A 20,578-nucleotide genomic window follows, 5' to 3' on the forward strand; every position below is an offset into this window, starting at 1 on the left:
TGCCGAGAAGGCTAACTAAATCAACCGAATGAAAAAGGCGGCCCGAAAGCCGCCTTTTCCTTGCATGTAATGCGCTCTTACTCGCCAGCTTGCTTCTGCTGGTCGCGCTGGGCCTTTTCGGCTTCGCGCTCGGCCTTGAGCTGCTCGGTGATGTCCTCGCCGGTCTCCTGGTTCACGACCTTCATGGAGAGGCGGACCTTGCCGCGCTCGTCCATGCCGAGGAACTTCACCTTCACCTTGTCGCCTTCCTTGACGACGTCCGTCACCTTGGCCACGCGGTTCTTGGCGAGCTCCGAGATGTGCACGAGGCCGTCGCGGGAACCGAAGAAGTTCACGAAGGCGCCGAACTCCATCACCTTCACGACCGTGCCGTCATAGATCACGTTGACCTCGGGCTCGGCGACGATGGAGCGGATCCAGTTGTAGGCGGCCTTGATCGACTTGCCGTCGGCCGAGGCGATCTTGATGAGGCCGTCGTCGTTGATGTCGATCTTCGCGCCGGTCTTCTCCACGATCTCGCGGATGACCTTGCCGCCCGAACCGATGACCTCGCGGATCTTGTCGACCGGGATCTGCATGGTCTCGATGCGCGGGGCGTGCTCGCCGAGTTCGGCGCGCGGCGCGGTGAGCGCCTTGTTCATCTCGGCCAGGATGTGGGCGCGGCCGCCCTTGGCCTGATCGAGCGCGACGCGCATGATCTCTTCCGTGATGCCGGCGATCTTGATGTCCATCTGGAGCGAGGTGATGCCCTGCTCCGTGCCCGCCACCTTGAAGTCCATGTCGCCGAGGTGATCCTCGTCGCCGAGGATGTCGGAGAGAACCGCGTAGCGCTCACCCTCGAGGATGAGGCCCATGGCGATGCCCGCCACCGGACGGCGCAGGGGCACGCCCGCATCCATCAGCGACAGGGAGCCGCCGCAGACGGTGGCCATGGAGGAGGAGCCGTTCGATTCCGTGATCTCCGACACGACGCGGATCGTGTAGGGGAACTCGTGGCTCGGCGGCAGCATCGGGTGGATGGCGCGCCAGGCGAGCTTGCCGTGGCCGATCTCGCGGCGGCCGGGCGAGCCCATGCGGCCCGTCTCGCCCACGGAATAGGGCGGGAAGTTGTAGTGCAGCAGGAAGGTTTCCTTGCGGGTGCCTTCGAGCTCGTCGATGAACTGCTCGTCCTCGCCGGTGCCCAGCGTCGTCACGACGAGAGCCTGCGTCTCGCCGCGGGTGAACACCGCCGAGCCGTGGGTGCGGGGCAGCACGCCGACTTCCGAGAGGATCGGACGCACGGTCGTGAGATCGCGGCCGTCGATGCGGGTGCCGGTGTCGAGGATGTTCCAGCGCACGATCTTGGCCTGGACGTCCTTGAAGACCGCCTTGACCTTTTCCGCGTCGAACTTGGCCTCGCCCTCGGGCGGGCAGAGCGCGTCCATCACCTTCGCCTTCACGGCGTCGACGGCGGCGTAGCGGTCCTGCTTCTTGGTGATCTTATAGGCCTCGCGCAGGTCCTTCTCGGCGATGTCGAGAACGGCCTTCTCCACGTCGGAGACGTCGGCGGGCTGGAAGTCGCGCGGCTCCTTGGCGGCCTTCTCGGCGAGGCGGATGATGGCCTCGATCACCGGCTGGAAGTGCTTGTGGCCGAACATCACCGCGCCGAGCATCACGTCCTCGGGCAACTCCTTCGCCTCGGACTCGACCATGAGCACGGCTTCGGAGGTGCCGGCGACCACGAGGTCGAGGGCCGAGGATTCCATTTCCTGCAGCAGCGGGTTCAGCTTGTACTGGCCGCCGATATAGCCGACGCGGGCGGCGCCCACCGGGCCCATGAAGGGAACGCCGGAGAGGGTCAGGGCCGCGGAGGCCGCCACCATGGCGACGATGTCGGGATCGTTCTCGAGATCGTGCGAGAGCACGGTCACGACGACCTGGGTGTCGTTCTTGTAGCCGTCGAGGAAGAGCGGGCGGATCGGGCGGTCGATGAGGCGGGAGACCAGGGTCTCCTTCTCGGTCGGACGGCCCTCGCGCTTGAAGTAGCCGCCCGGGATGCGGCCGGCGGCGTAGGTGCGCTCCTGGTAGTTCACCGTGAGCGGGAAGAAGTCGATGCCGGCCTTCGGCTCCTTGGCCGAGACGACGGTGGCGAGAACGGTGGTCTCACCGTAGGTGGCGACGACGGCGCCGTCGGCCTGGCGGGCCATCTTGCCCGTTTCGAGCACGAGCTTGCGCCCGGCCCAGATCAGTTCTTCGCGTTGAATATCGAACATGTTTCGTCTTTCATGACAGCAGGAGCGGGGGCTCGATGCCATGAGCAAGACGGCAAGAGGCTCGCGGAGCGGGCGCATCCGCTCCTCCAAGCCCCTTGCGATCCTGCCATGGTCATCGCGTCATCCGTCTCCTCAGAGAGACGCCGGGACTTTCGCGAAGTCGCATCGGCGCCGGAGCGAACGACCGGATGCTTCTTCATCCGATCCGTTCTTCAAATCCCGGAGACGATCTGTGCCGATCATGTCCGGAAAACCGTCCGGAGCCGGGCTCCGGACGGAAGTCTTGCCGACAAGCTTAGCGGCGGATGCCGAGCTTCTCGATCAGCGTCTTGTAGCGGTTCTCGTCCTTCTTCTTCAGGTAGTCGAGAAGCGAACGACGCGACGAGACGAGCTTCAGGAGGCCACGACGGGAATGGTTGTCCTTCGTGTGGGTCTTGAAGTGACCGGTCAGGTTGTTGATCCGCTCGGTCAGGATGGCGACCTGCACCTCGGGGGAGCCGGTATCGCCAGCCTTCTGGGCGAATTCCTTCACGAGCGCGTTCTTGCGCTCAGCCGTAATCGACATCGTCAGTCCTTTCGGTTTGCTGTTTTCGAAAAGGTCCCGCCCTTCTGGGCTCGGGTCCGTGACGCCGGGGGCGGCCGGGCCGGGATGTCGTCCAGCGCGGTCGGATCGTCCGACGAAATCCCCCAGGCAACGCCCAGGAGAAGTGGCCGCACCATACACGAAAACGATACAAGTGCCAGAGATTTTGTTTTTGCCAAGCCGCGCAAGGCGTTGAGGCCGGCCAACGCCATCGTCCCGGATCGTTGCCGCGCTCCGTCCGGGACCGCGTCTCACGCCCCCAGGTTGAACACCCGGTGCGGCACCATCTCCCCGCGCTCCACGTCGCCCACGGCCACGAGCACGCCGTTGCAGGTGGCGTAGACCTTCCCCGACAGGGGGGCCTCGCGGCCGCGCAGGATGATGGACTGGCCGCGCATGAGGCGGGCGGCCATGTCGCGGCTCACGGGGATCGAGGGGATCTCGCCAAGCGCGGTCTCCACCGGGCGAAGCGCCGCCGGATCGGTCGCGAGGTCGTCCACGGTGACCGCGTCCTCCTCCGTGAAGGGGCCGACGCGGGTGCGCCGCAGGGTGGCGATATGGCCGAGGCACCCGAGGGCCCGGCCGAGGTCGCGGGCGATGGCGCGCACATAGGTGCCCTTGCCGCAATCCGCCTCGATCACCGAGCGGTTGCCCGCGTGGTGGATCAGCGCGAGGCGGTCGATCTCCACGGTACGGGGCTGCAGCTCCACCGCCTCCCCGTCGCGGGCGAGGTCATAGGCGCGCTCGCCCTGGATCTTGATGGCGGAGAAGCGCGGCGGCACCTGCTGGATGGAGCCGGTGAAGCGCGGCAGCAGGGCCTCGATCTCGGCGGGGTCCGGCAGCCTGTCGGTGCGCTCGACAATCTCGCCCTCGGTGTCGTCCGTGGTGGTCTCCGCGCCCCAGGCTACGGTGAAGACATAGGATTTGCGCCCGTCCATGACGAAGGGCACCGTCTTGGTCGCCTCGCCCAGCGCGATGGGCAGGATACCGGACGCGAGCGGATCGAGAGTGCCCGCATGGCCCGCCTTCTTGGCGGAGAGGCTGCGCTTCACCACGGCCACCGCATGGGTCGAGGTCATGCCGACGCCCTTGTCGAGGATGATCCATCCATTGACGTCGCGCTTCTTCGGGCGGTCGCCGTGAGGCCTCCGCTGCGGGCGTTCTTCGGTCATCGCTCTTACTCGCTGTCGTCGTCGGAAGGATCGGTCCCGGGCTTCGCCATATCGCGCGCCACGCGCTCGGTACGCAGCAGCGCGTCGATGCGCGCCGCCTCGTCGAAGCTCTCGTCGCGGCGGAAGCGCAGGTCCGGCGCGAATTTCAGGTTCACCCGGCGGGCGACCTCGTGGCGCAGCAGCTTCTTGTTGCGGTCGAGAGCCTTGATCACCGCGTCCTCGTCCTTGCCGCCCAGCGGCATGACATAGGCGGTCGCGAGCTTCAGGTCGGGCGACATGCGCACTTCCGGAATGGTGATCACGTGCTTCGTCAGCACGTCGTCCTGAAGGTCGCCGCGGGAGAGCACCTCCGCGAGGGCGTGGCGCACGAGCTCGGCCACGCGCTGCTGGCGCTGGGAAGGTCCGGTGGATTGTTCGAAACGTTTGGCCATCGTGTTGTCTCCGGGGTTGGACCGGATCGATCAAAAGGGGTCATGGCCGGGAGCGACCCGGCCATGACGAAGGATTGCGCGTTGCGGTGGCGAGGACGGAAGCCTGTTACAGCGTCCGCTTCACCTCTTCCACGCGGTAGCACTCGATGATGTCGCCCTGGCGCATGTCCTGGTAGTTCTCGAAGGCCATGCCGCATTCCTGGCCCGACGTGACTTCCTTGGCGTCGTCCTTGAAGCGCTTGAGCTGCGAGAGCTTGCCTTCGTGGATGACCACGTTGTCGCGGATGAGGCGCACATGCGCGCCGCGCTGGACCACGCCGTCGAGGACGCGGCAGCCCGCGACCTTGCCGACCTTGGACACGTTGAATACCTCGAGGATCTGCGCCTCGCCGAGCCGCTCCTCGCGGAGCGTCGGAGCGAGCAGGCCCGACATGGCCGCCTTCACGTCATCCACGAGGTCGTAGATGATGTTGTAGTAGCGGATCTCGATGCCCGCGCGCTCGGCGGCCTCGCGCGCTTCCTTGTGGGCGCGCACGTTGAAGGCGAGGATGATGGCGCCTGAGGCTTCCGCCAGGGTGACGTCGGATTCGGAGATTCCGCCGACGCCGGCCTGGATGATGCGGGCCGCGACTTCCTCGTTGCCGACCTTCTCGAGAGCGCCGGCGATGGCTTCCGCCGAGCCCTGCACGTCCGCGCGGATGACGAGCGGGAATTCCTTCCGGCCGGCACCGGCCTTCAGGTCGCGCATCATGTCGACGAGCGTGCGTCCGGCCGAGCCCATGCGGGCGGCGGCGCGTTCGCGCTTCTGGCGGGCGCGGTACTCGGTGATTTCGCGGGCGCGGGCCTCGGACTCGACCACCGCGACGCGGTCGCCCGCCTCCGGCGTGCCGTTGAAGCCCAGAACCTCGACGGGAACCGCAGGGCCGGCTTCCTTCACGCTGGCGCCCAGGTCGTTGATGAGGGCGCGCACGCGGCCCCATTCGGCGCCTGCCACCACGATGTCGCCGGTGTGCAGCGTGCCGCGCTGGACGAGCACGGTGGCGACGGGACCGCGGCCGCGATCGAGCTTCGCCTCGATGACGGTACCTTCCGCGGAACGGTCCGGGTTGGCTTTGAGGTCGAGGATTTCGGCCTGGAGCGTCAGGCCTTCGAGCAGGCTGTCGAGGCCAAGGCCGGTCTTGGCGGACACCTCGAATTCAAGCGTCTCGCCGCCCATGGATTCCACGACGATCGAGTGCTGGAGCAGCTCGGTGCGCACGCGCTGCGGGTTGGCATCCGGCTTGTCCATCTTGTTGATCGCCACGATCAGCGGCACGCCGGCCGCCTGCGCATGGGTGATCGCCTCGATGGTCTGCGGCATGACGCCGTCGTCGGCGGCGACGACCAGCACGACGATGTCCGTCACCTTGGCGCCGCGGGCGCGCATGGCCGTGAAGGCCGCGTGGCCGGGCGTGTCGATGAAGGTGATCTTGCCGCCGAGCGGCGAGGTCACCTGATAGGCGCCGATATGCTGCGTGATGCCGCCGGCCTCGCCGGAAACCACGTTGGTCTTGCGGATGGCGTCGAGCAGCGAGGTCTTGCCGTGGTCGACGTGGCCCATGATGGTGACCACGGGCGGACGGGGCGAGAGGTTCTCGTCCACGTCCGGCGTGTCGAACAGACCTTCCTCGACGTCCGATTCCGCGACGCGCTTCACCGTGTGGCCGAGTTCCTCCGCGATGAGCTGGGCGGTATCGGCATCGATCACGTCCGTGATCTTGTGCATCTGGCCCTGCTTCATGAGCAGCTTGATCACGTCCACGCCGCGCTCCGACATGCGGTTGGCGAGCTCCTGGATGGTGATCGTTTCCGGAATCGTCACCTCGCGGGCGATCTTTTCCTTCTGCTCCACCTGGCGGTGGCCCATGAGGCGCTGGTTGCGGCGGCGGAAGGCCGCGAGGGAGCGGGTCCGCTCCTCGTCGCTGTTCAGCGCGTTCGAGAGGGTCAGGCGGCCGCGGCGCTTTTCCTCGCCGGGAGCGGCCTTGGGGGCCTTCGGCACGGCCGCGGGCTTCGCGGCGACGCCGGGACGGCGCACGGCGCGCACGCCCTCCTCGTCATCCACTTCGACGGCGCGTGCCGCGACGGGCGGCACCGTCCGGGCATGGGGCTTGGCCGCCGTCGGCTCGGGTACGACCGGCGCGGCCGGGCGGGCCATATGGTTCAAGCTCGGCGGACGGCCTCCGCTGGTTCCGACGCCGGGGCGGAAACCGCCACCCGGACGGGGACCCTCGGAACGGGCGCCTGCGGGGCGCGGGCCTTCCATACGGGGGCGCTCGGAACGCGGACCTTCCTGGCGCGGCGCGCCGGTGCGGGCCGCAGGCGCGGAGCCCGGAGCCGGGCGCGCGGGAGCGGCCGCTTCGCCCAGACGGCGGCGGGCCTCGTCCTCGGCGCGGCGCTTGCGCTCCTCGTCCTGGCGGCGGCGCTCCTCTTCCTCGCGCTTGCGGGCTTCGGCGGCCTCGCGCTCCTTGGCCTCGGCAGCCTCGCGCTCGGCGCGGCGGGCAGCCTCCTCGGCCTGGCGGCGACGCTCTTCCTCGTCGCGGCGGCGGGCATCGGCAAGGGCGCTCATGCGGGCATCGCGCTCCTGCTCGGACAGGGTCTGCAGGACCATGCCGCCGGAACGGGGCGTCGTTGGGGCCGGGCGCGGCGGACGGCCGCCCTGGGCGGGCGCCGCGGGCTTCGGAGCCGCTGCCGCGGGCTTGGGCGCGCCTGCAGGGGCCGCGGCCTGTTGCGGCGCGGGCCGCTCTTCCTTGGCCGCGCCGGGGCCGACAGCAGGGCGACGCTTGACCGTCTCCACCACGACCGCCTTCGAGCGGCCATGGGAGAAGCTTTGGCGCACCGTGCCTTGCTCGACGGGTCGCTTCAGAGACAGCGTCTTGGACGACACATGAAGAGTCTTGTCGCCCTGGTTTTTCGTATCAGTCATTCCGCCTCAGTTCCTGCGGGTTCAAAATCGTGGGTTCGCCGGTCTCGTTTCCGAGGCCAGGTTGATCGGCGCCGATGCCGCGATAAGAGCGGTAACGATGCCAGCGGTTCAGAAAGCCGTCGCTCCCAGCGCCCGCGACGAGGGCAGCATGTATCACATGTGACCGGCCTAATGCCAAATCCAATTCGTCAATCGACAATTCTTGGATGACCGGAAAGTGAGATATTGCCTCGCCGAGGCGTTTTCGCAACTGGTTCACCAATTTTCTTCGCCCATCTTCGGCCGCCTCTGCGGCATGAATAAGGGCGACGATGGGCTTATCCGTGATCGCCGACTCGACCTTGTGGAAGCCGGTGATCACCGATCCCGCCTTGTTGGCCAGCGACAGGCCCTGGCGCAGATCGTCCCGGAGAAGGCGCTCGATATCCTGCGCCAGGGTCTCCGGAGCCGCTGCCTCCGTCTTGAAGGCGCGGGAGAAGAGGCGGCGTTTCGTCGCCTCCTCCACCATGTCGGAACGGGCCGTGACCCAGACGCCGCGGCCGGGCAGCTTGTGCCGGAGGTCGGGCACGACCCGGTGATCGGGCCCGAGGACGAAGCGGATCAGTCCCGCGGGGCTTTGCGCCTCGCGGGTGACGATGCAGGTGCGCTCCGGTTCATGCCGCGGCACGGGTGCTGACCTCGCTTCCTCATGGCCTTGGTTAAGACGGCTGAGCCTCGGTCTCGGCCTCTTCGGCCGATCCCTCGGTCTCAACAGCCTCTTCCGGCTGCTCGATCCAGCCGGCCTTCACGCGGGCGGCCATGATCATGTTCTCGGCATCCGCGCGGGACAGGTCGAAGCCGTCGAGCGCGCCCTTGTAGCGGGTGGCGTCGGCGCCGCGGCCTTCCGTCCAGCCGACGAGATCGTCGGTGGCGCAGCCGGCGAGATCCTCGACATTCTTGATGTCGTTCTCGCCGAGGGCCACGAGCATGGCGGTGGTGATCCCGTCGATCTCCTTCAGGTCGTCCGAGACGCCTAGCTCCTTGCGGCGGGCCTCGTTCTCGGCCTCGATACGGGCGAGGTATTCCTGGGCGCGGTTCTGGATCTCGGCGGCGGTGTCCTCGTCGAAGCCCTCGATGGAGGCGACTTCGGAAGGATCCACATAGGCGATCTCCTCGACCGAGCGGAAGCCTTCCGAGGCGAGGAGCTGGCCCACCACCTCGTCCACGTCGAGGGCGTTCATGAACAGCTCGGTGCGCTCGGCGAATTCCTTCTGACGGCGCTCGGATTCCTCGGCCTCGGTCAGGATGTCGATGTCCCAGCCGGTGAGCTGCGAGGCCAGGCGCACGTTCTGGCCGCGGCGGCCGATGGCGAGCGAGAGCTGGTCATCGGGCACCACCACCTCGATGCGGTCGGCCTCCTCGTCGAGCACCACCTTGACCACTTCCGCGGGCTGGAGCGCGTTGACGATGAAGGTCGCCTGGTCGGGGGACCACGGAATGATGTCGATCTTCTCGCCCTGGAGCTCGCCCACCACCGCCTGGACGCGGGAGCCGCGCATGCCGACGCAGGCACCGACCGGGTCGATGGAGCTGTCGCGCGAGGTCACGGCGATCTTGGCGCGGGAGCCCGGATCGCGGGCCACCGCCTGCACCGTGACGATGCCGTCGTAGATCTCCGGCACTTCCGAGGCGAAGAGCTTCGCCATGAACTGCGGATGGGTGCGCGAGAGGAAGATCTGCGGGCCGCGCGCCTCGCGGCGCACGTCGAAGAGATAGGCGCGGATGCGGTCGCCCGGACGGAAGGTCTCGCGGGGGATGAGCTCGTCACGGCGGATGATGGCCTCGCCGCGGCCGAGATCGACGATCACGTTGCCGTACTCGACGCGCTTGACCGCTCCGTTCACGATCTCGCCGATGCGGTCCTTGTATTCCTGGTACTGGCGGTCGCGCTCGGCGTCGCGCACCTTTTGCACGATCACCTGCTTGGCCGACTGGGCCGCGATGCGGCCGAAATCGAAGGGGGGCAGTGTGTCGGCGATCACGTCGCCCACCTGGGCGGCCGGGTTGTGGCGGGTGCGGGCCTCGGCGAGGGTGATCTCGCGGGCATCGTTCTCCACTGCGCCGTCCTCGACCACGAGGAGGTGCCGCGACAGGCGCAGCTCGCCGGTCTTCGGGTTGATCTCGGCATGGATGTCGGTCTCGGCGCCGTAGCGGGACCGGGCTGCCTTGGCGATGGCGTCCGCCATGGCGTCGAGGACGATCTGCTTGTCGATCACCTTCTCGCGGGCGACCGCATCGGCGATCTGCAAGAGTTCAAGCCTGTTGGCGCTGATAGCCATCGAGGTCGCTCCTTAATTCGGTTTCGTCTTGGACGAGGCGCGCGGTTCGGGCGCCTCGATCACATCCGTGTCTTCGTCCAGTTCGTCCGTGGTCGGCGCCGTTCCCCGGCGCAGCGATTCACGGATCAGCTCGTCGGTCAGAACGAGGTGCGCCTCGCCCAGATCCGTCAGGGGCAGATGCGCGATGGGCTCCAGGCCCTCCTTCACATCCGGCAACTCGATCACGAGCGCCCCGTTCTCCACGCCCCGGAGGAGGCCCCGGTAACGCTTGCGGCCCGCCACCGGCACGGCCATCTCCACCTTCGCCTCGTAGCCGTTCCAGCGCTCGAAATCGCTGAGGCGCACGAGCGGGCGGTCGATCCCCGGAGAGGAGATCTCGAGATGATACGCCCGATCGATGGGATCTTCGAGGTCGAGCACCGGCGAAATCGCCCGGCTCACGGTCTCGCAATCGTCCACCGACATGGTGCCGTCCGGCCTCTCGGCCATGATCTGCACGGTGCAGCCGTTCGTGCCGGTGACCCGCACCCGCACGAGGTTGAAGCCCAGATCCTCGATCACGGGCTCGACAATGGCCGCCACCCGGGCGGCGACGCCGCTTTCCGTAATCAACCGCTTGTCGCGTTCGTTTGTCATGGCTCTCCGCACGCTCCGGCGTTCAAGCAATAAAAAAGAGCGGACCCGGCGGGGCCCACTCTCGACCAGCAGCTTGACGCTGCAACCAGAGCTGACATCGCCGATATACCGATTCAAGCCTGAAAATGCAAGGGTCCCGCCAAAGACCCGCCTCGGCCGCCTTTCGGGCCGCCCGTCTCCGGAATGTTACGCATTCGCAGGCCCGGCCCGCTTATGATACCCCACTTGCGTCTTTTGGGAGAGTTTTCTTGAAGTTGTCGCGCGTTCTCCTTCTCCTGGCCCTGCTGCTGGCGGCAGGGGCCGCCTTCTGGCGTTTCGGCCGGCCGCAGGAGGTCGCGGTCGTTGCGCCCAGGCGCGGCGAGGCGGCCGAGATCGTCTACGCTACGGGAACCGTCGAGCCGCGCACCTGGGCCAAGGTGACGCCTCTCCTGCGGGAGCGGATTGTGGAGCTGTGCAACTGCGAGGGCGAGGCCGTGGAGAAGGGGGCGGTGCTCGCCCGCCTCGACAGCCGCCAGCCGGAGGCGACCCTGGCGGAGCTGAGGGCCCGCCTGAAGCTGAATTCCTCCGATTACGACCGGATCGCCGCCCTCGTGGAGCGCCGGGTCGCCAGCGAGCAGGCCCTCGACCGGGCCCGCAGCGAGCTCGGCCAGATCCAGGCCCTCATCGCGGGGCAGGAGACGCGGCTCGAATCCTACGTGCTGCGGGCGCCCATGAGCGGGGTCGTCCTGCGCCAGGACGGGGAGGTGGGCGAGGTGGCCGAGCCCGGAACGGTCCTGTTCTGGGTCGGCGAGCCCAAGCCCCTGCAGGTGGAGGCCGAGGTGAACGAGGAGGACATCCCCCTCGTCGCGGTGGGCCAGCGCGCCGTTCTCAAGGCCGATGCCTTCCCCGACCGGATCCTCGAAGCCAAGGTCGATTCGATCACGCCGAAGGGTGACCCGGTCGCCAAGACCTACCGGATCCACCTCGCCCTGCCCGACGACACGCCCCTGCGCATCGGCATGACGGTCGAGGTGAACGTGATCGCGCGCGTCGCGCCCGACGCCCTCCTCATTCCCGCCAACGCCCTGCGCGGCAGAAGCCTCTTCGTGGCGGAGGGCGGCACAGCCCGCCGGCGCGACGTGACGGTCGGGATCCGCGGCACCGGCAGCGCGCAGATCCTGGAGGGCCTGGGCGAGGCGGACAGGGTGATCGCTCCCTTCCCGGACGGCCTGACCGACGGTGCCACCATCGCGCAGAAGGGAGGGTGAGATGCGCCTCCTGCTCGAACTCGCCCTCACCCATATCGCCGGACGCGGCCGGCAGACGATCGTCGCCATTCTCGGCGTCGCTCTCGGGGTCGGGTTCTCCATCGCCATGGCGGCGCTGATGCAGGGCACGGAGAAGGACTTCATCGCCCAACTCGTCGACACCATGCCGCATGTGCAGATCACCGACGAGCGCCGCATGGCGCGCCGTCAGCCGGCCGAGGACCTGTTCGCCGCCGCCCAGTTCGAGGGCCTGAGGCCGAAGGAGGACCGCCGCGGCATTCTCAACCCCGCCGCCGCCACGGCCTCCTTACGCGCCTGGGTGCCGGGCCGCATGGCAGAGAGCCTGCGCACGCAGGGCGTCGTCCGTTACGCGGGGCGGGACGTGGGCGTCACCATTGTCGGCATCGAGCCGGAGATCGAGGCCACGGTCTCCTCCGTCGTCGGCGATTTCGTGCACGGCAGCTTCGACGCCCTGCGCGCGGGCGGCAACAACATCGTCGTGGGCGACCGGCTGGCGCAGCGGCTCGGGGCCTCCATGGGCACGACGATCCAGCTCGTCTCGCCCACCGGGCAGGCGCGCGGCTTCAAGATCGTCGGCCAGTTCCACACCGGCAACAACGCCCGCGACGAGGGCGAGACCTATGTGCTCCTGAAGAGCGCGCAGATCCTCAGCGAGCGTCCCAACGCCATCAACGACATCCGCTTGCGCCTGGACGATCCCGATGCCGCGCCCCGCGTCGCCCGCCAGGCGGAGGCGGAGCTCGGCTACAAGGCCGTGCCCTGGCAGGAGGCGAACGAGTCGCTGCTCGAGGCCTTGGTGGTGCGCAATATCGTGATGTACACGGTGGTAGGCGCGATCCTGCTGGTGGCGGGCTTCGGCATCTTCAACATCATCTCCACCATCACCCACGAGAAGGCGCGCGACATCGCGATCCTGAAGTCGCTCGGCTTCACGCAGGGCAACATGCGCCGGCTGTTCCTCGTCGAGGGGCTGGCGCTGGGGCTCGCGGGCTCCGCGGCCGGCTGGGTCATCGGCTTTCTTCTATGCCTTGCCCTGTCGCAGGTGGAGTTCAAGCTCTCGGGCGCGGGCGTGGGCCGCGAGATGACCCGCCTGCCGCTCTTCTGGAGCCCGTGGCATTACGCGATCGCCTCCGCCTTCGCGCTCGTCTCCGCGGGCGTGGCCGGGTATCTCCCCGCGCGGCAGGCGGCGCGGCTCAACCCGGTCGACATCATCCGGGGGGCCACATGACATCGCTCATCGAGGCCGAGCACCTCACCCGTATCCTGCCCGCAACGGTGCCCGTGACCCTGGTGCGGGACGTGTCGCTCACCGTGGGCGAGCGGGAATTCATCGCCATCACGGGCCCGTCCGGCTCCGGCAAGTCGTCGCTGCTCTATCTCCTCGGCCTGCTCGACCGCCCGACGAGCGGCAGCTTGAGAATCGCCGGGCACGATACCTCGGCCCTCGACGACGACGCGCTCGCCCGGCTGCGCCTCGAGACGCTGGGCTTCGTGTTCCAGTTCCATTTCCTGCTACCGGAATTCTCGGTGCTGGAGAACGTGATGCTGCCCATGCGCAAGATGGGCCGCCTGTCCTCCGCCGAGATGCGCGCGCGGGCGGCGAGCCTCCTGGAGGATCTCGGCCTTGCCGGGCATCTCGACAAGCGGCCGGACCAGCTCTCCGGCGGCCAGCGCCAGCGGGTCGCCGTGGCGCGGGCGCTCGCCAACGATCCCCATATGGTTCTGGCGGACGAGCCGACGGGCAGCCTCGACAGCAAGAGCTCCGAGCAGGTGTTCCAGATTCTGCGCGATCTCGTGCACAAGCGCGGCAAGACGGTGATCGCCGTCACCCACGATCTCGACATCGCCGCGCGGGCCGACCGGCGCATCCATCTCGTCGACGGCAGGGTGGTGAGCGACGAGCGCGTCGCTCAAGCGGCTGGATAAGCTAGCGCATCGTGCGCAAAAGAGGACCCGGTTTTGCGCCCAAACGATGCCTCATCGAAGAAGGAAGCATCGGATCGCTCCCAAAAGTGAAAATCCACTTTTCTCGTCCGATGCTTTAAGGGCGCGTCAGACCCGCACGAAGGTCAGGTAGCTCGGCACCCGGCCTTCCCGGATCGCCTTGGCCTCGTAGCGCGTGCCCGGCCAGCCCTCGTACGGCTTGCGCCAGTCGTCGGCGCGGGTGGCGGTCCAGCGAAAATGCGGGGAGCGAAGGATCCGCGCGAGCACCCAGCCGATGTAATCGTCGATGTCGCTGGCAAAGCGCAGCTGGCTGCCTGGCTTCATCACGCGGGCGAGCATTTCCAGCGTCTCGTCGGAGACGAGGCGGCGCTTGCGCTGGCGGCGCTTCGGCCAGGGATCGGGGTAGAGGATATAGACCCTGTCGAAGGCGGCGTCGGGCAGGGTCGGCAGCAGGTCGGTGACGTCGTCGTCCCAGACGCGGATATTGTCGAGATTCTCGTGATCGATCACCGCGAGAAGCTTCGCCATGCCGTTCACGAAGGGCTCGCAGCCGATGAAGTTGACGTCGCGATGAGCGCGGGCCTGGGCGGCGAGGTGTTCGCCGCCGCCGAACCCGATCTCGAGCCAGGTTTCGCGCGCATTCGCATTCGGAAACTGGGTGGCCGGATCGCGGCCCGGAACCACGCGGATCGCGGGCAGGAGATTCTGGACCAGCTCGTCCTGGCCGGCGCGCAGCTTCTTGCCTTTCCGGCGTCCGAAGAAGGCGCCCGCGCGTTCGGAGGCTTCGCTCATGGGACAATCGCTCCTGGAGACAGCCCGGTTGGGTGGACGATCCGCGCACATATTGCGCCGGACGATGCGCTCGTTCCAGCATGGAGCATCGGATCAACCCAAAAAGTGCAAATCCGCTTTTCTCGTCCGATGCTCAAGAGCCGATTCTCCTCGCGGGGAACCGGCTCTTCGGGTGAGGCTTGCAGGGGCCGAGGTGTGCTCGGCTTGCTGAAAAAGGCTCTTAGCGGAACGCCGCCTTCAAACGGTCGGCGAGATCCGTGCGCTCCCAGGAGAAGCCGCCGTCGGCATCGGGCTTGCGGCCGAAATGGCCATAGGCCGAAGTGCGGGCATAGATCGGCTTGTTGAGGCCCAGATGGGTGCGGATGCCGCGGGGCGACAGGTCCATCACGTCCATGAGCACGGCTTCGAGCTTGCCCTCGTCCACATGGCCGGTGTCGTGCAGGTCGACATAGATCGAGAGCGGCTTCGCCACGCCGATGGCGTAGGAGAGCTGGAGGGTGCAGCGGTCGGCGAGCCCGGCGGCCACCACGTTCTTGGCCAGATAGCGCGCGGCGTAAGCCGCCGAGCGGTCCACCTTGGTCGGGTCCTTGCCGGAGAAGGCGCCGCCGCCGTGCGGAGCCGCGCCGCCATAGGTGTCGACGATGATCTTGCGGCCGGTGAGGCCGCAATCGCCGTCCGGGCCGCCGATCACGAACTTGCCGGTGGGGTTCACGTGCCAGATTGTGTCGGCGGAGATCCAGCCCTCGGGCAGGGTCTTGCGGATGGTCGGCTCGACGATGGCGCGCACGTCGTTCGAAGAGAGGTTCTCGTCGAGATGCTGGGTGGACAGCACGATCTGCGTGGCCGCGACCGGCTTGCCGTTCTCGTAGCGCACCGTGACCTGGCTCTTGGCGTCGGGACCGAGCTTGGCCGCGTCGCCGACCTTGCCCTTGCGGGCGGCGGTCAGGTTCTCGAGGATCTTGTGGGCGTAGTAGATCGGCGCCGGCATCAGGTCGGGCGTCTCGGTGCAGGCATAGCCGAACATGATGCCCTGGTCGCCCGCGCCCTCGTCCTTGTCGGCGCCGGCGTCGACGCCCTGGGCGATATGGGCCGACTGGGCGTGCAGGTACACGTCGATCTCGGCCTTCTGCCAGTGGAAGCCTTCCTGCTCGTAGCCGATGTCCTTGATGGCGTCGCGGGCGAGCTGGATCACCTTGTCCTTGGTGATCGAATCGGGGCCGCGCACCTCGCCGGCGATGACCACGCGGTTCGTGGTGGCGAGGGTTTCGCAGGCCACCCGGGCTTCGGGCTCGGCGGCCAGGTACGCATCGACGACGGCATCGGAGATCCGGTCGCAAACCTTGTCCGGATGCCCCTCGGAAACCGATTCGCTCGTGAAAAGATAGCTCGAACGCCGCACGGCAGAATTCCTTCAGGAAAAGAAAATCGGGGCCCGCGATCGCTCACGGGCTCGAAACAATGGTCATGCCGCAGGCCAAGGGAAAGGTCAAGCGAACGCGTTCTTTATGCCGAACGCTCCGCCTCGTCCTGGGCGGCGAGGGAGACCACCAGCTGGACGATGCTCTTGCGGACCTTGGCATTCTTGATGCTCGTGAAGTTTCTCACGAGCTGCAGGCCTTCCGGCGTGGACATCACATCCGCTACATAGGGAGGCGCGCCCTCTTCCGCAAAGCCAGGTTCCGCTTTGATTCCGTTGAAGAAGAAATGGATGTCCACCCCGAGGATTTTGGCAATATCGACAAGACGCGCCACGCTGATCCGGTTCATGCCTTTTTCGTATTTCTGAACCTGCTGGAACGTCAGCCCAAGCATATCGCCAAGTTTCTCTTGGCTCATGCCAATGGAAACACGCCGCATACGGACTCTGCTGCCGATTTCCTTATCGATCGACCCCGTCGATTTCTTCATAAAGCCCCGATTCCTTGTCTAAGGTGACGCAACGTAGGGGCATGGTTTAATTATGGAAAAGGTGTTTGCTGCCCGCGACGTACAATCAAGATTATTAAGCAGATCAGCAGCAGCGCCGTCAAAGAAAACCTGCCCCATTTGCTGTAAACGGTTGGGCTTTCCGCAACTGGAAGGTAAGAGTCTATAATCCCATCAACTCCTAATGGAAGTTGATCCACGATCCGGCCGAAAGGATCGACGATCGCGGAAATTCCCGTATTCGCGGCGCGCACCAGGGGAAGCCCCTCCTCGACGGCGCGGAGCCGCGCCTGCGCGAAGTGCTGGTAGGGGCCGGTAGTCTGCCCGAACCAGCCGTCGTTGGTCACGTTCAGGATGACATCCGGGCGCGGTCCCTCGGCGAGGATCTCACCCGGAAAGATCGCCTCGTAACAGATCGTCGCGGCGACCGGCGGCAGGCCGGGAACGGTAAGGGCGGTGCGCTTCGGGCTGGGCTCGAACCCGCCTGGGATATGCACGAACTGACGCAGGCCCAGGGCCTTGATCAGGCTGTCGAGGAACTTCGGCACATATTCCCCGAACGGCACCAGGTGGACCTTGTCGTAGGAGCTCAGGATCGTGCCGCGATCGTCGATCACCTGGATCGCGTTGAAGAACTTGCCGACTGCCTCTCCGGGGAGGGGCATGTCCATGCGGGCGGCTCCGGTGATCAGAACGGAACCGGGCCCCAGCAGGCCGCCGATCTGCGCCAATGAGCCGGGATCGCGGTGGAGCAGGAACGGGAAGGCCGATTCCGGCCAGATGATGTGGGTCGCCGATGCATGATCGTTGCCGTCCTTGCCCGGGCTCGCGCTCAAGCCCAGGTAGCGCCGCATGATGGCCTCCCGGTTGCGCGGGTTGAACTTGGCGTCCTGCGGCAGGTTGGGCTGCATGATGCGCAGGCGCACGTCCGGCACCGCGGCGGACGCCTCTCCGGGCACGCGCCAGGCTCCGAAGGCGGCAAGGCCGAGCAGAAGGGCCGCCGCGAGCGCAGGCGCGCTCCAGCGGTCCCGCGCCGTCCGGCCCGTCAGCAGGATTGCGGGCGCCGCGCCGATGCAGAGGCTCAAGAACGTCAGGCCGTAGAGGCCGACCAGCGAGGCGGATTGCATCAGCCAGAGGTTCTGGCCGAGCGCCATGCCGGGGCTGTTCCAGGGAAAGCCGGTGAAGAGGTGGCCCCGCAGCCATTCGCTGACGGAAAGCCCGAAGGCGAAGGCGAGGATGCGCCAGGCGTCCCGCAGCCAGAACAGGCGGGCCAGGGCGAATCCGGCGGCCGGAAACACGGCGAGCGCTGCCGGCAGCCCCAGGACCCCGAAGGGCATGGCCCAGGCAAACTGGTCCGCCTCGACGAGAAAGGCGGCGCCGAGCCACCAGAGACCGGCGACGAAATAGCCGAAGCCCCAGAACCAGCCCACCAGTCCCGCCGCTGTGAGGGCGGTCCGGCGGGATGGGCCGTCCTTGACGGTTCCGTCGAGGAGCCAGATCGCGGGGGCGAGCGACAGGACGAACGCGGGCAGGAAGCCGAAGGGCGGCATGGCCAGGGCGCCGATTGCCCCGGCCGTGAAGGCCGTGAGCCACCGGCGCCATCCTCGGGAGAGGATCAGGCGCTCGACCGGCGGCATCATTCGGCGGCAGCGCTTTCAGGGCGCGGGGCGAGGGGAAGGCCGTCGCTCGATTCCGCCTCGGGAGCGGCGACGGCGCGGCGATGGATGCGCAGCCGCTTCACGCGCCGGGGATCGGCGTCCAGGACCTCGAATTCCAGGCCGGCCGGACCCACGATCACCTCGCTGCGCGAAGGCACGCGCCCGGCGAGCGTCACGATGAAGCCGCCGAGCGTGTCGATGTCCTCGGCGCCCTCCTCTTCCGTCAGGTCGACGCCGAGGGTCTCCTTGATCTCGTCGAGGCCGGCGCGGGCATCGGCGATGTAGGTTCCGTCGGCGGCCTGGACGATGGCAAGCGTCGCATCCTCGTCGTGCTCGTCCTCGATATCGCCCACCACCATCTCCACGAGGTCCTCGATGGAGACGAGGCCGTCGGTGCCGCCGTATTCGTCGATCACGAGGGCCATGTGGGTGCGCGTCGCCTGCATCCGCACCAGCAGGTCGATGGCGGGCATGGAGCGGGGCACGAACAGGACCGGGCGCAGGATATTGGCTTCGGCCAGCGTCATGGACAGGTCGATCTGGCCGAGGCTCGGCGGGGGCGTCTCGTCGCTCGCGCCCGATTCCGAGGCGCCGCCGTCGGCGCGCATGGCGATGAAGTCGAGGAAGTCGCGGATATGGACCATCCCCTTGGGATCGTCCAGGGTCTCGCCATAGACCGGCAGGCGCGAATGGCCGGCGGTGCGGAACAGGCTCAGGAGCTCGCCCAGATTCGTGTCGGCGGCCACGGCCACGATGTCGGCGCGGGGCACCATCACGTCCTCCACCCGGATGCGGTGGAAGGACAGCACGTTCTTGAGCATCGCCCTTTCCTGGGGCGAGAAGTCCGTATCCTCCACCGCCTCGTCGAGGGCGTCCTCCAGATCGTGGCGGATGGATTCGCGGGGTTTCAGGCCGAGGCGGGTCAGGACCCGGTCGTACCAGTGGTCGCGTGTCTCGTCCGTGTCGCTCGGTGATCGGACAGGACGGTCGCTACGACTTCGATCTTCGTTCATTGCTTTGGGTTGTCAGCCGTTCATGCTGCCATATCGCGATAGGGATCGGCGATGCCAAGGGTGGCGAGCGCCTTGACCTCGAGACCTTCCATGATGTCCGCCTCTGCCTCGACCTCGTGGTCGTAGCCGAGGAGATGCAGGACGCCGTGGACGATCAGATGTGCAAAATGGTGCGCGAGTTCCTTGGATTCCTCCTCGGATTCGCGCACCAGTGTCTCATAGGCTAAAGCAATATCGCCCAAATGGCGAGGGCCCGCCGCTCCCGGCTGCTCGGGCGCGGGGAAGGAGAGCACGTTGGTGGGCTTGTCCTTGCCCCGCCAGGTGCGGTTCAGCTCGCGGATATGGGCATCGTCGGTGAGCATCACGCTCGCCTCGAAATCGCCGTCGGCCTCACAGGTCACGGCCAGCGCCGCCTCCGCCGCCTTCTGGGCCAGGCCCTCCGCATCCTCGAGGCGGTCCCAGCCGCCCTCCTCGATCATGATGTCGAGCGTGATCACGGCCTGCGCTCCCGTTCCCCTCGAGGCTGATCCTGCGGCGCCTGCTCCTGACGCGCGGCCTTGTCGTAGGCCGTCACGATGCGGCGCACGAGATCGTGGCGCACCACGTCCTGCTCCTTGAAGGTCACGCGGGCGATGCCTTCGACGCCGTGAAGAATCCGCACGGCCTCGACCAGGCCCGATTTCTGGCCCGGCGGCAGGTCGATCTGCGTCGGATCGCCGGTGATGATCATGCGCGAGCCTTCGCCGAGGCGGGTCAGGAACATCTTCATCTGCATGGAGGTGGTGTTCTGCGCCTCGTCGAGGAGAACCAGGGCGTTGGTCAGCGTGCGCCCGCGCATGAAGGCCAAGGGCGCGATCTCGATCATGCCGGTCTGCAGGCCCCGGTCCACGTGCCGGGCCTCCATGAAGTCGTAGAGCGCGTCGTAGATCGGGCGAAGATACGGATCGACCTTCTCGCGCATGTCGCCGGGCAGGAAGCCCAGGCGCTCGCCCGCCTCAACGGCGGGGCGGGAAATGATGAGCCGGTCCACCTGCCCCTGCTCCAGGAGCGAGACCGCATAGCCCACCGCCAGCCAGGTCTTGCCGGTTCCGGCGGGGCCTTCGGCGAAGACGAGCTCGTTCGTCTTCAGCGCCTTGATATAGGCATTCTGCGAGGCGTTGCGGGCGCGCACCGCGCCGCGGCGGCGCGTGGAGATGTGGTCGAAGGCGGTCAGGCCCGGAGCGGAGGGCTCCTCGGCCGGGAAGAGGCTGCCCTGAAGGGTGCTTTCCTGGATGGCGCCGTCCACGTCGCCGGGGCTTAAGGGCGCGCCCTGGCGGGCGCGCTCGTAGAGGCCCTCGAGAACGCGGCGCGCGAGTTCGGAGGCCTCCGGCGTGCCCTTGACGGTGACGCGGTTGCCATTGGCGATGGCGGTCACGTCGAGCCGCCGTTCGAGATGGGCCAGATTCTGGTCGTATTGCCCGAAAACGAGGCTGGCGAGGCGGTTGTCGTCGAAGGTGAGGACGATTTCCGCCTCCTCGACGACGCCGGGATGCAAGCCGGCGGGGGTTCGTCCCTTTTGGGCTCGTGCGGTCGCGTTGTCCGCTGGGCTCAAATGCCTCTCCTCTGAATGTCCGTCGCGCCTGG

18 protein-coding genes are annotated in these 20,578 nt (G+C 67.3%); 3 read left to right on the forward strand and 15 right to left on the reverse strand.

From position 1 onward, the window contains the following. Nucleotides 1-77: 77 nt before the first annotated feature. The 8 genes from pnp to rimP all read right to left on the reverse strand — a co-directional run bounded on the left by pnp (nt 78) and on the right by rimP (nt 10,354). Nucleotides 78-2,252 carry a polyribonucleotide nucleotidyltransferase gene (pnp, locus tag L879_RS0100320; protein WP_027314370.1) on the reverse strand — a complete coding sequence of 725 codons (2,175 nt, stop codon included), beginning with the start codon at nt 2,250-2,252 and terminating at the stop codon, nt 78-80. Between the two features lie 295 nt (nt 2,253-2,547). Beyond that, nucleotides 2,548-2,817: a 30S ribosomal protein S15 gene (gene rpsO / locus L879_RS0100325; RefSeq protein WP_027314371.1), complete on the reverse strand. Its 270-nt coding sequence runs from the start codon at nt 2,815-2,817 to the stop codon at nt 2,548-2,550. Between the two features lie 269 nt (nt 2,818-3,086). Next, complete coding sequence (gene truB / locus L879_RS0100330; RefSeq protein WP_027314372.1) at nt 3,087-4,007, reverse strand: tRNA pseudouridine(55) synthase TruB; 921 nt, start codon at nt 4,005-4,007, stop codon at nt 3,087-3,089. A 5-nt stretch (nt 4,008-4,012) separates the two neighbouring features. Beyond that, nucleotides 4,013-4,438 carry a 30S ribosome-binding factor RbfA gene (rbfA, locus tag L879_RS0100335; RefSeq protein WP_027314373.1) on the reverse strand — a complete coding sequence of 142 codons (426 nt, stop codon included), beginning with the start codon at nt 4,436-4,438 and terminating at the stop codon, nt 4,013-4,015. 106 nt (nt 4,439-4,544) lie between these two features. Then, nucleotides 4,545-7,400: a translation initiation factor IF-2 gene (infB, locus tag L879_RS0100340; RefSeq protein ID WP_027314374.1), complete on the reverse strand. Its 2,856-nt coding sequence runs from the start codon at nt 7,398-7,400 to the stop codon at nt 4,545-4,547. After that, nucleotides 7,393-8,067 carry an RNA-binding protein gene (locus L879_RS19835; protein ID WP_051434926.1) on the reverse strand — a complete coding sequence of 225 codons (675 nt, stop codon included), beginning with the start codon at nt 8,065-8,067 and terminating at the stop codon, nt 7,393-7,395. Before L879_RS19835 ends, infB begins: the two co-directional genes overlap by 8 nt. Nucleotides 8,068-8,098: 31 nt before the next feature. Beyond that, entirely contained in the window at nt 8,099-9,718 is a 1,620-nt protein-coding gene (gene nusA, locus L879_RS0100350; protein WP_027314375.1) for a transcription termination factor NusA, read from the reverse strand. Nucleotides 9,719-9,730: 12 nt separating this feature from the next. Further along, nucleotides 9,731-10,354, reverse strand: coding sequence for a ribosome maturation factor RimP (gene rimP, locus L879_RS0100355; protein ID WP_027314376.1), 624 nt, complete (start codon nt 10,352-10,354; stop codon nt 9,731-9,733). A 248-nt stretch (nt 10,355-10,602) separates the two neighbouring features. Between rimP and L879_RS0100360 the strand changes: the two genes are divergently transcribed. The 3 genes from L879_RS0100360 to L879_RS0100370 are packed head-to-tail and all read left to right on the forward strand — an operon-like array spanning nt 10,603 to nt 13,548. After that, complete coding sequence (locus tag L879_RS0100360; RefSeq protein WP_027314377.1) at nt 10,603-11,601, forward strand: efflux RND transporter periplasmic adaptor subunit; 999 nt, start codon at nt 10,603-10,605, stop codon at nt 11,599-11,601. Between the two features lies 1 nt (nt 11,602). Continuing rightward, nucleotides 11,603-12,850 carry an ABC transporter permease gene (locus L879_RS0100365; protein WP_027314378.1) on the forward strand — a complete coding sequence of 416 codons (1,248 nt, stop codon included), beginning with the start codon at nt 11,603-11,605 and terminating at the stop codon, nt 12,848-12,850. Then, nucleotides 12,847-13,548: an ABC transporter ATP-binding protein gene (locus L879_RS0100370; protein ID WP_027314379.1), complete on the forward strand. Its 702-nt coding sequence runs from the start codon at nt 12,847-12,849 to the stop codon at nt 13,546-13,548. Before L879_RS0100365 ends, L879_RS0100370 begins: the two co-directional genes overlap by 4 nt. Nucleotides 13,549-13,674: 126 nt before the next feature. On the opposite strand, the gene trmB is transcribed toward L879_RS0100370, so the two are convergent. The 7 genes from trmB to L879_RS0100405 all read right to left on the reverse strand — a co-directional run bounded on the left by trmB (nt 13,675) and on the right by L879_RS0100405 (nt 20,546). Further along, complete coding sequence (trmB, locus tag L879_RS0100375) at nt 13,675-14,358, reverse strand: tRNA (guanine(46)-N(7))-methyltransferase TrmB (RefSeq protein ID WP_027314380.1); 684 nt, start codon at nt 14,356-14,358, stop codon at nt 13,675-13,677. Nucleotides 14,359-14,578: 220 nt separating this feature from the next. Further along, the gene (metK, locus tag L879_RS0100380) at nt 14,579-15,757 is read right to left on the reverse strand and encodes a methionine adenosyltransferase (protein ID WP_027314381.1); all 1,179 of its coding nucleotides are present in this window, start codon (nt 15,755-15,757) and stop codon (nt 14,579-14,581) included. A gap of 104 nt (nt 15,758-15,861) precedes the next feature. After that, on the reverse strand, nt 15,862-16,266 hold the full coding sequence (locus L879_RS0100385; protein WP_027314382.1) for a helix-turn-helix domain-containing protein: 405 nt from the start codon (nt 16,264-16,266) through the stop codon (nt 15,862-15,864). 50 nt (nt 16,267-16,316) lie between these two features. Then, nucleotides 16,317-17,924, reverse strand: a complete 1,608-nt coding sequence (gene lnt, locus L879_RS0100390) for an apolipoprotein N-acyltransferase (RefSeq protein ID WP_027314383.1) — start codon at nt 17,922-17,924, stop codon at nt 16,317-16,319. Then, the gene (locus L879_RS0100395; protein WP_027314384.1) at nt 17,921-18,955 is read right to left on the reverse strand and encodes a hemolysin family protein; all 1,035 of its coding nucleotides are present in this window, start codon (nt 18,953-18,955) and stop codon (nt 17,921-17,923) included. Before L879_RS0100395 ends, lnt begins: the two co-directional genes overlap by 4 nt. 20 nt (nt 18,956-18,975) lie before the next feature. Then, a complete protein-coding gene (ybeY, locus tag L879_RS0100400; protein WP_035458396.1) occupies nt 18,976-19,434 on the reverse strand; it encodes an rRNA maturation RNase YbeY in 459 nt (152 codons plus the stop codon). 14 nt (nt 19,435-19,448) lie between these two features. Then, a complete protein-coding gene (locus L879_RS0100405; RefSeq protein WP_027314386.1) occupies nt 19,449-20,546 on the reverse strand; it encodes a PhoH family protein in 1,098 nt (365 codons plus the stop codon). Nucleotides 20,547-20,578: the final 32 nt, after the last annotated feature.

Origin of the sequence: Microvirga flocculans ATCC BAA-817, assembly GCF_000518665.1 — a bacterium.
Taxonomy (GTDB): domain Bacteria; phylum Pseudomonadota; class Alphaproteobacteria; order Rhizobiales; family Beijerinckiaceae; genus Microvirga; species Microvirga flocculans.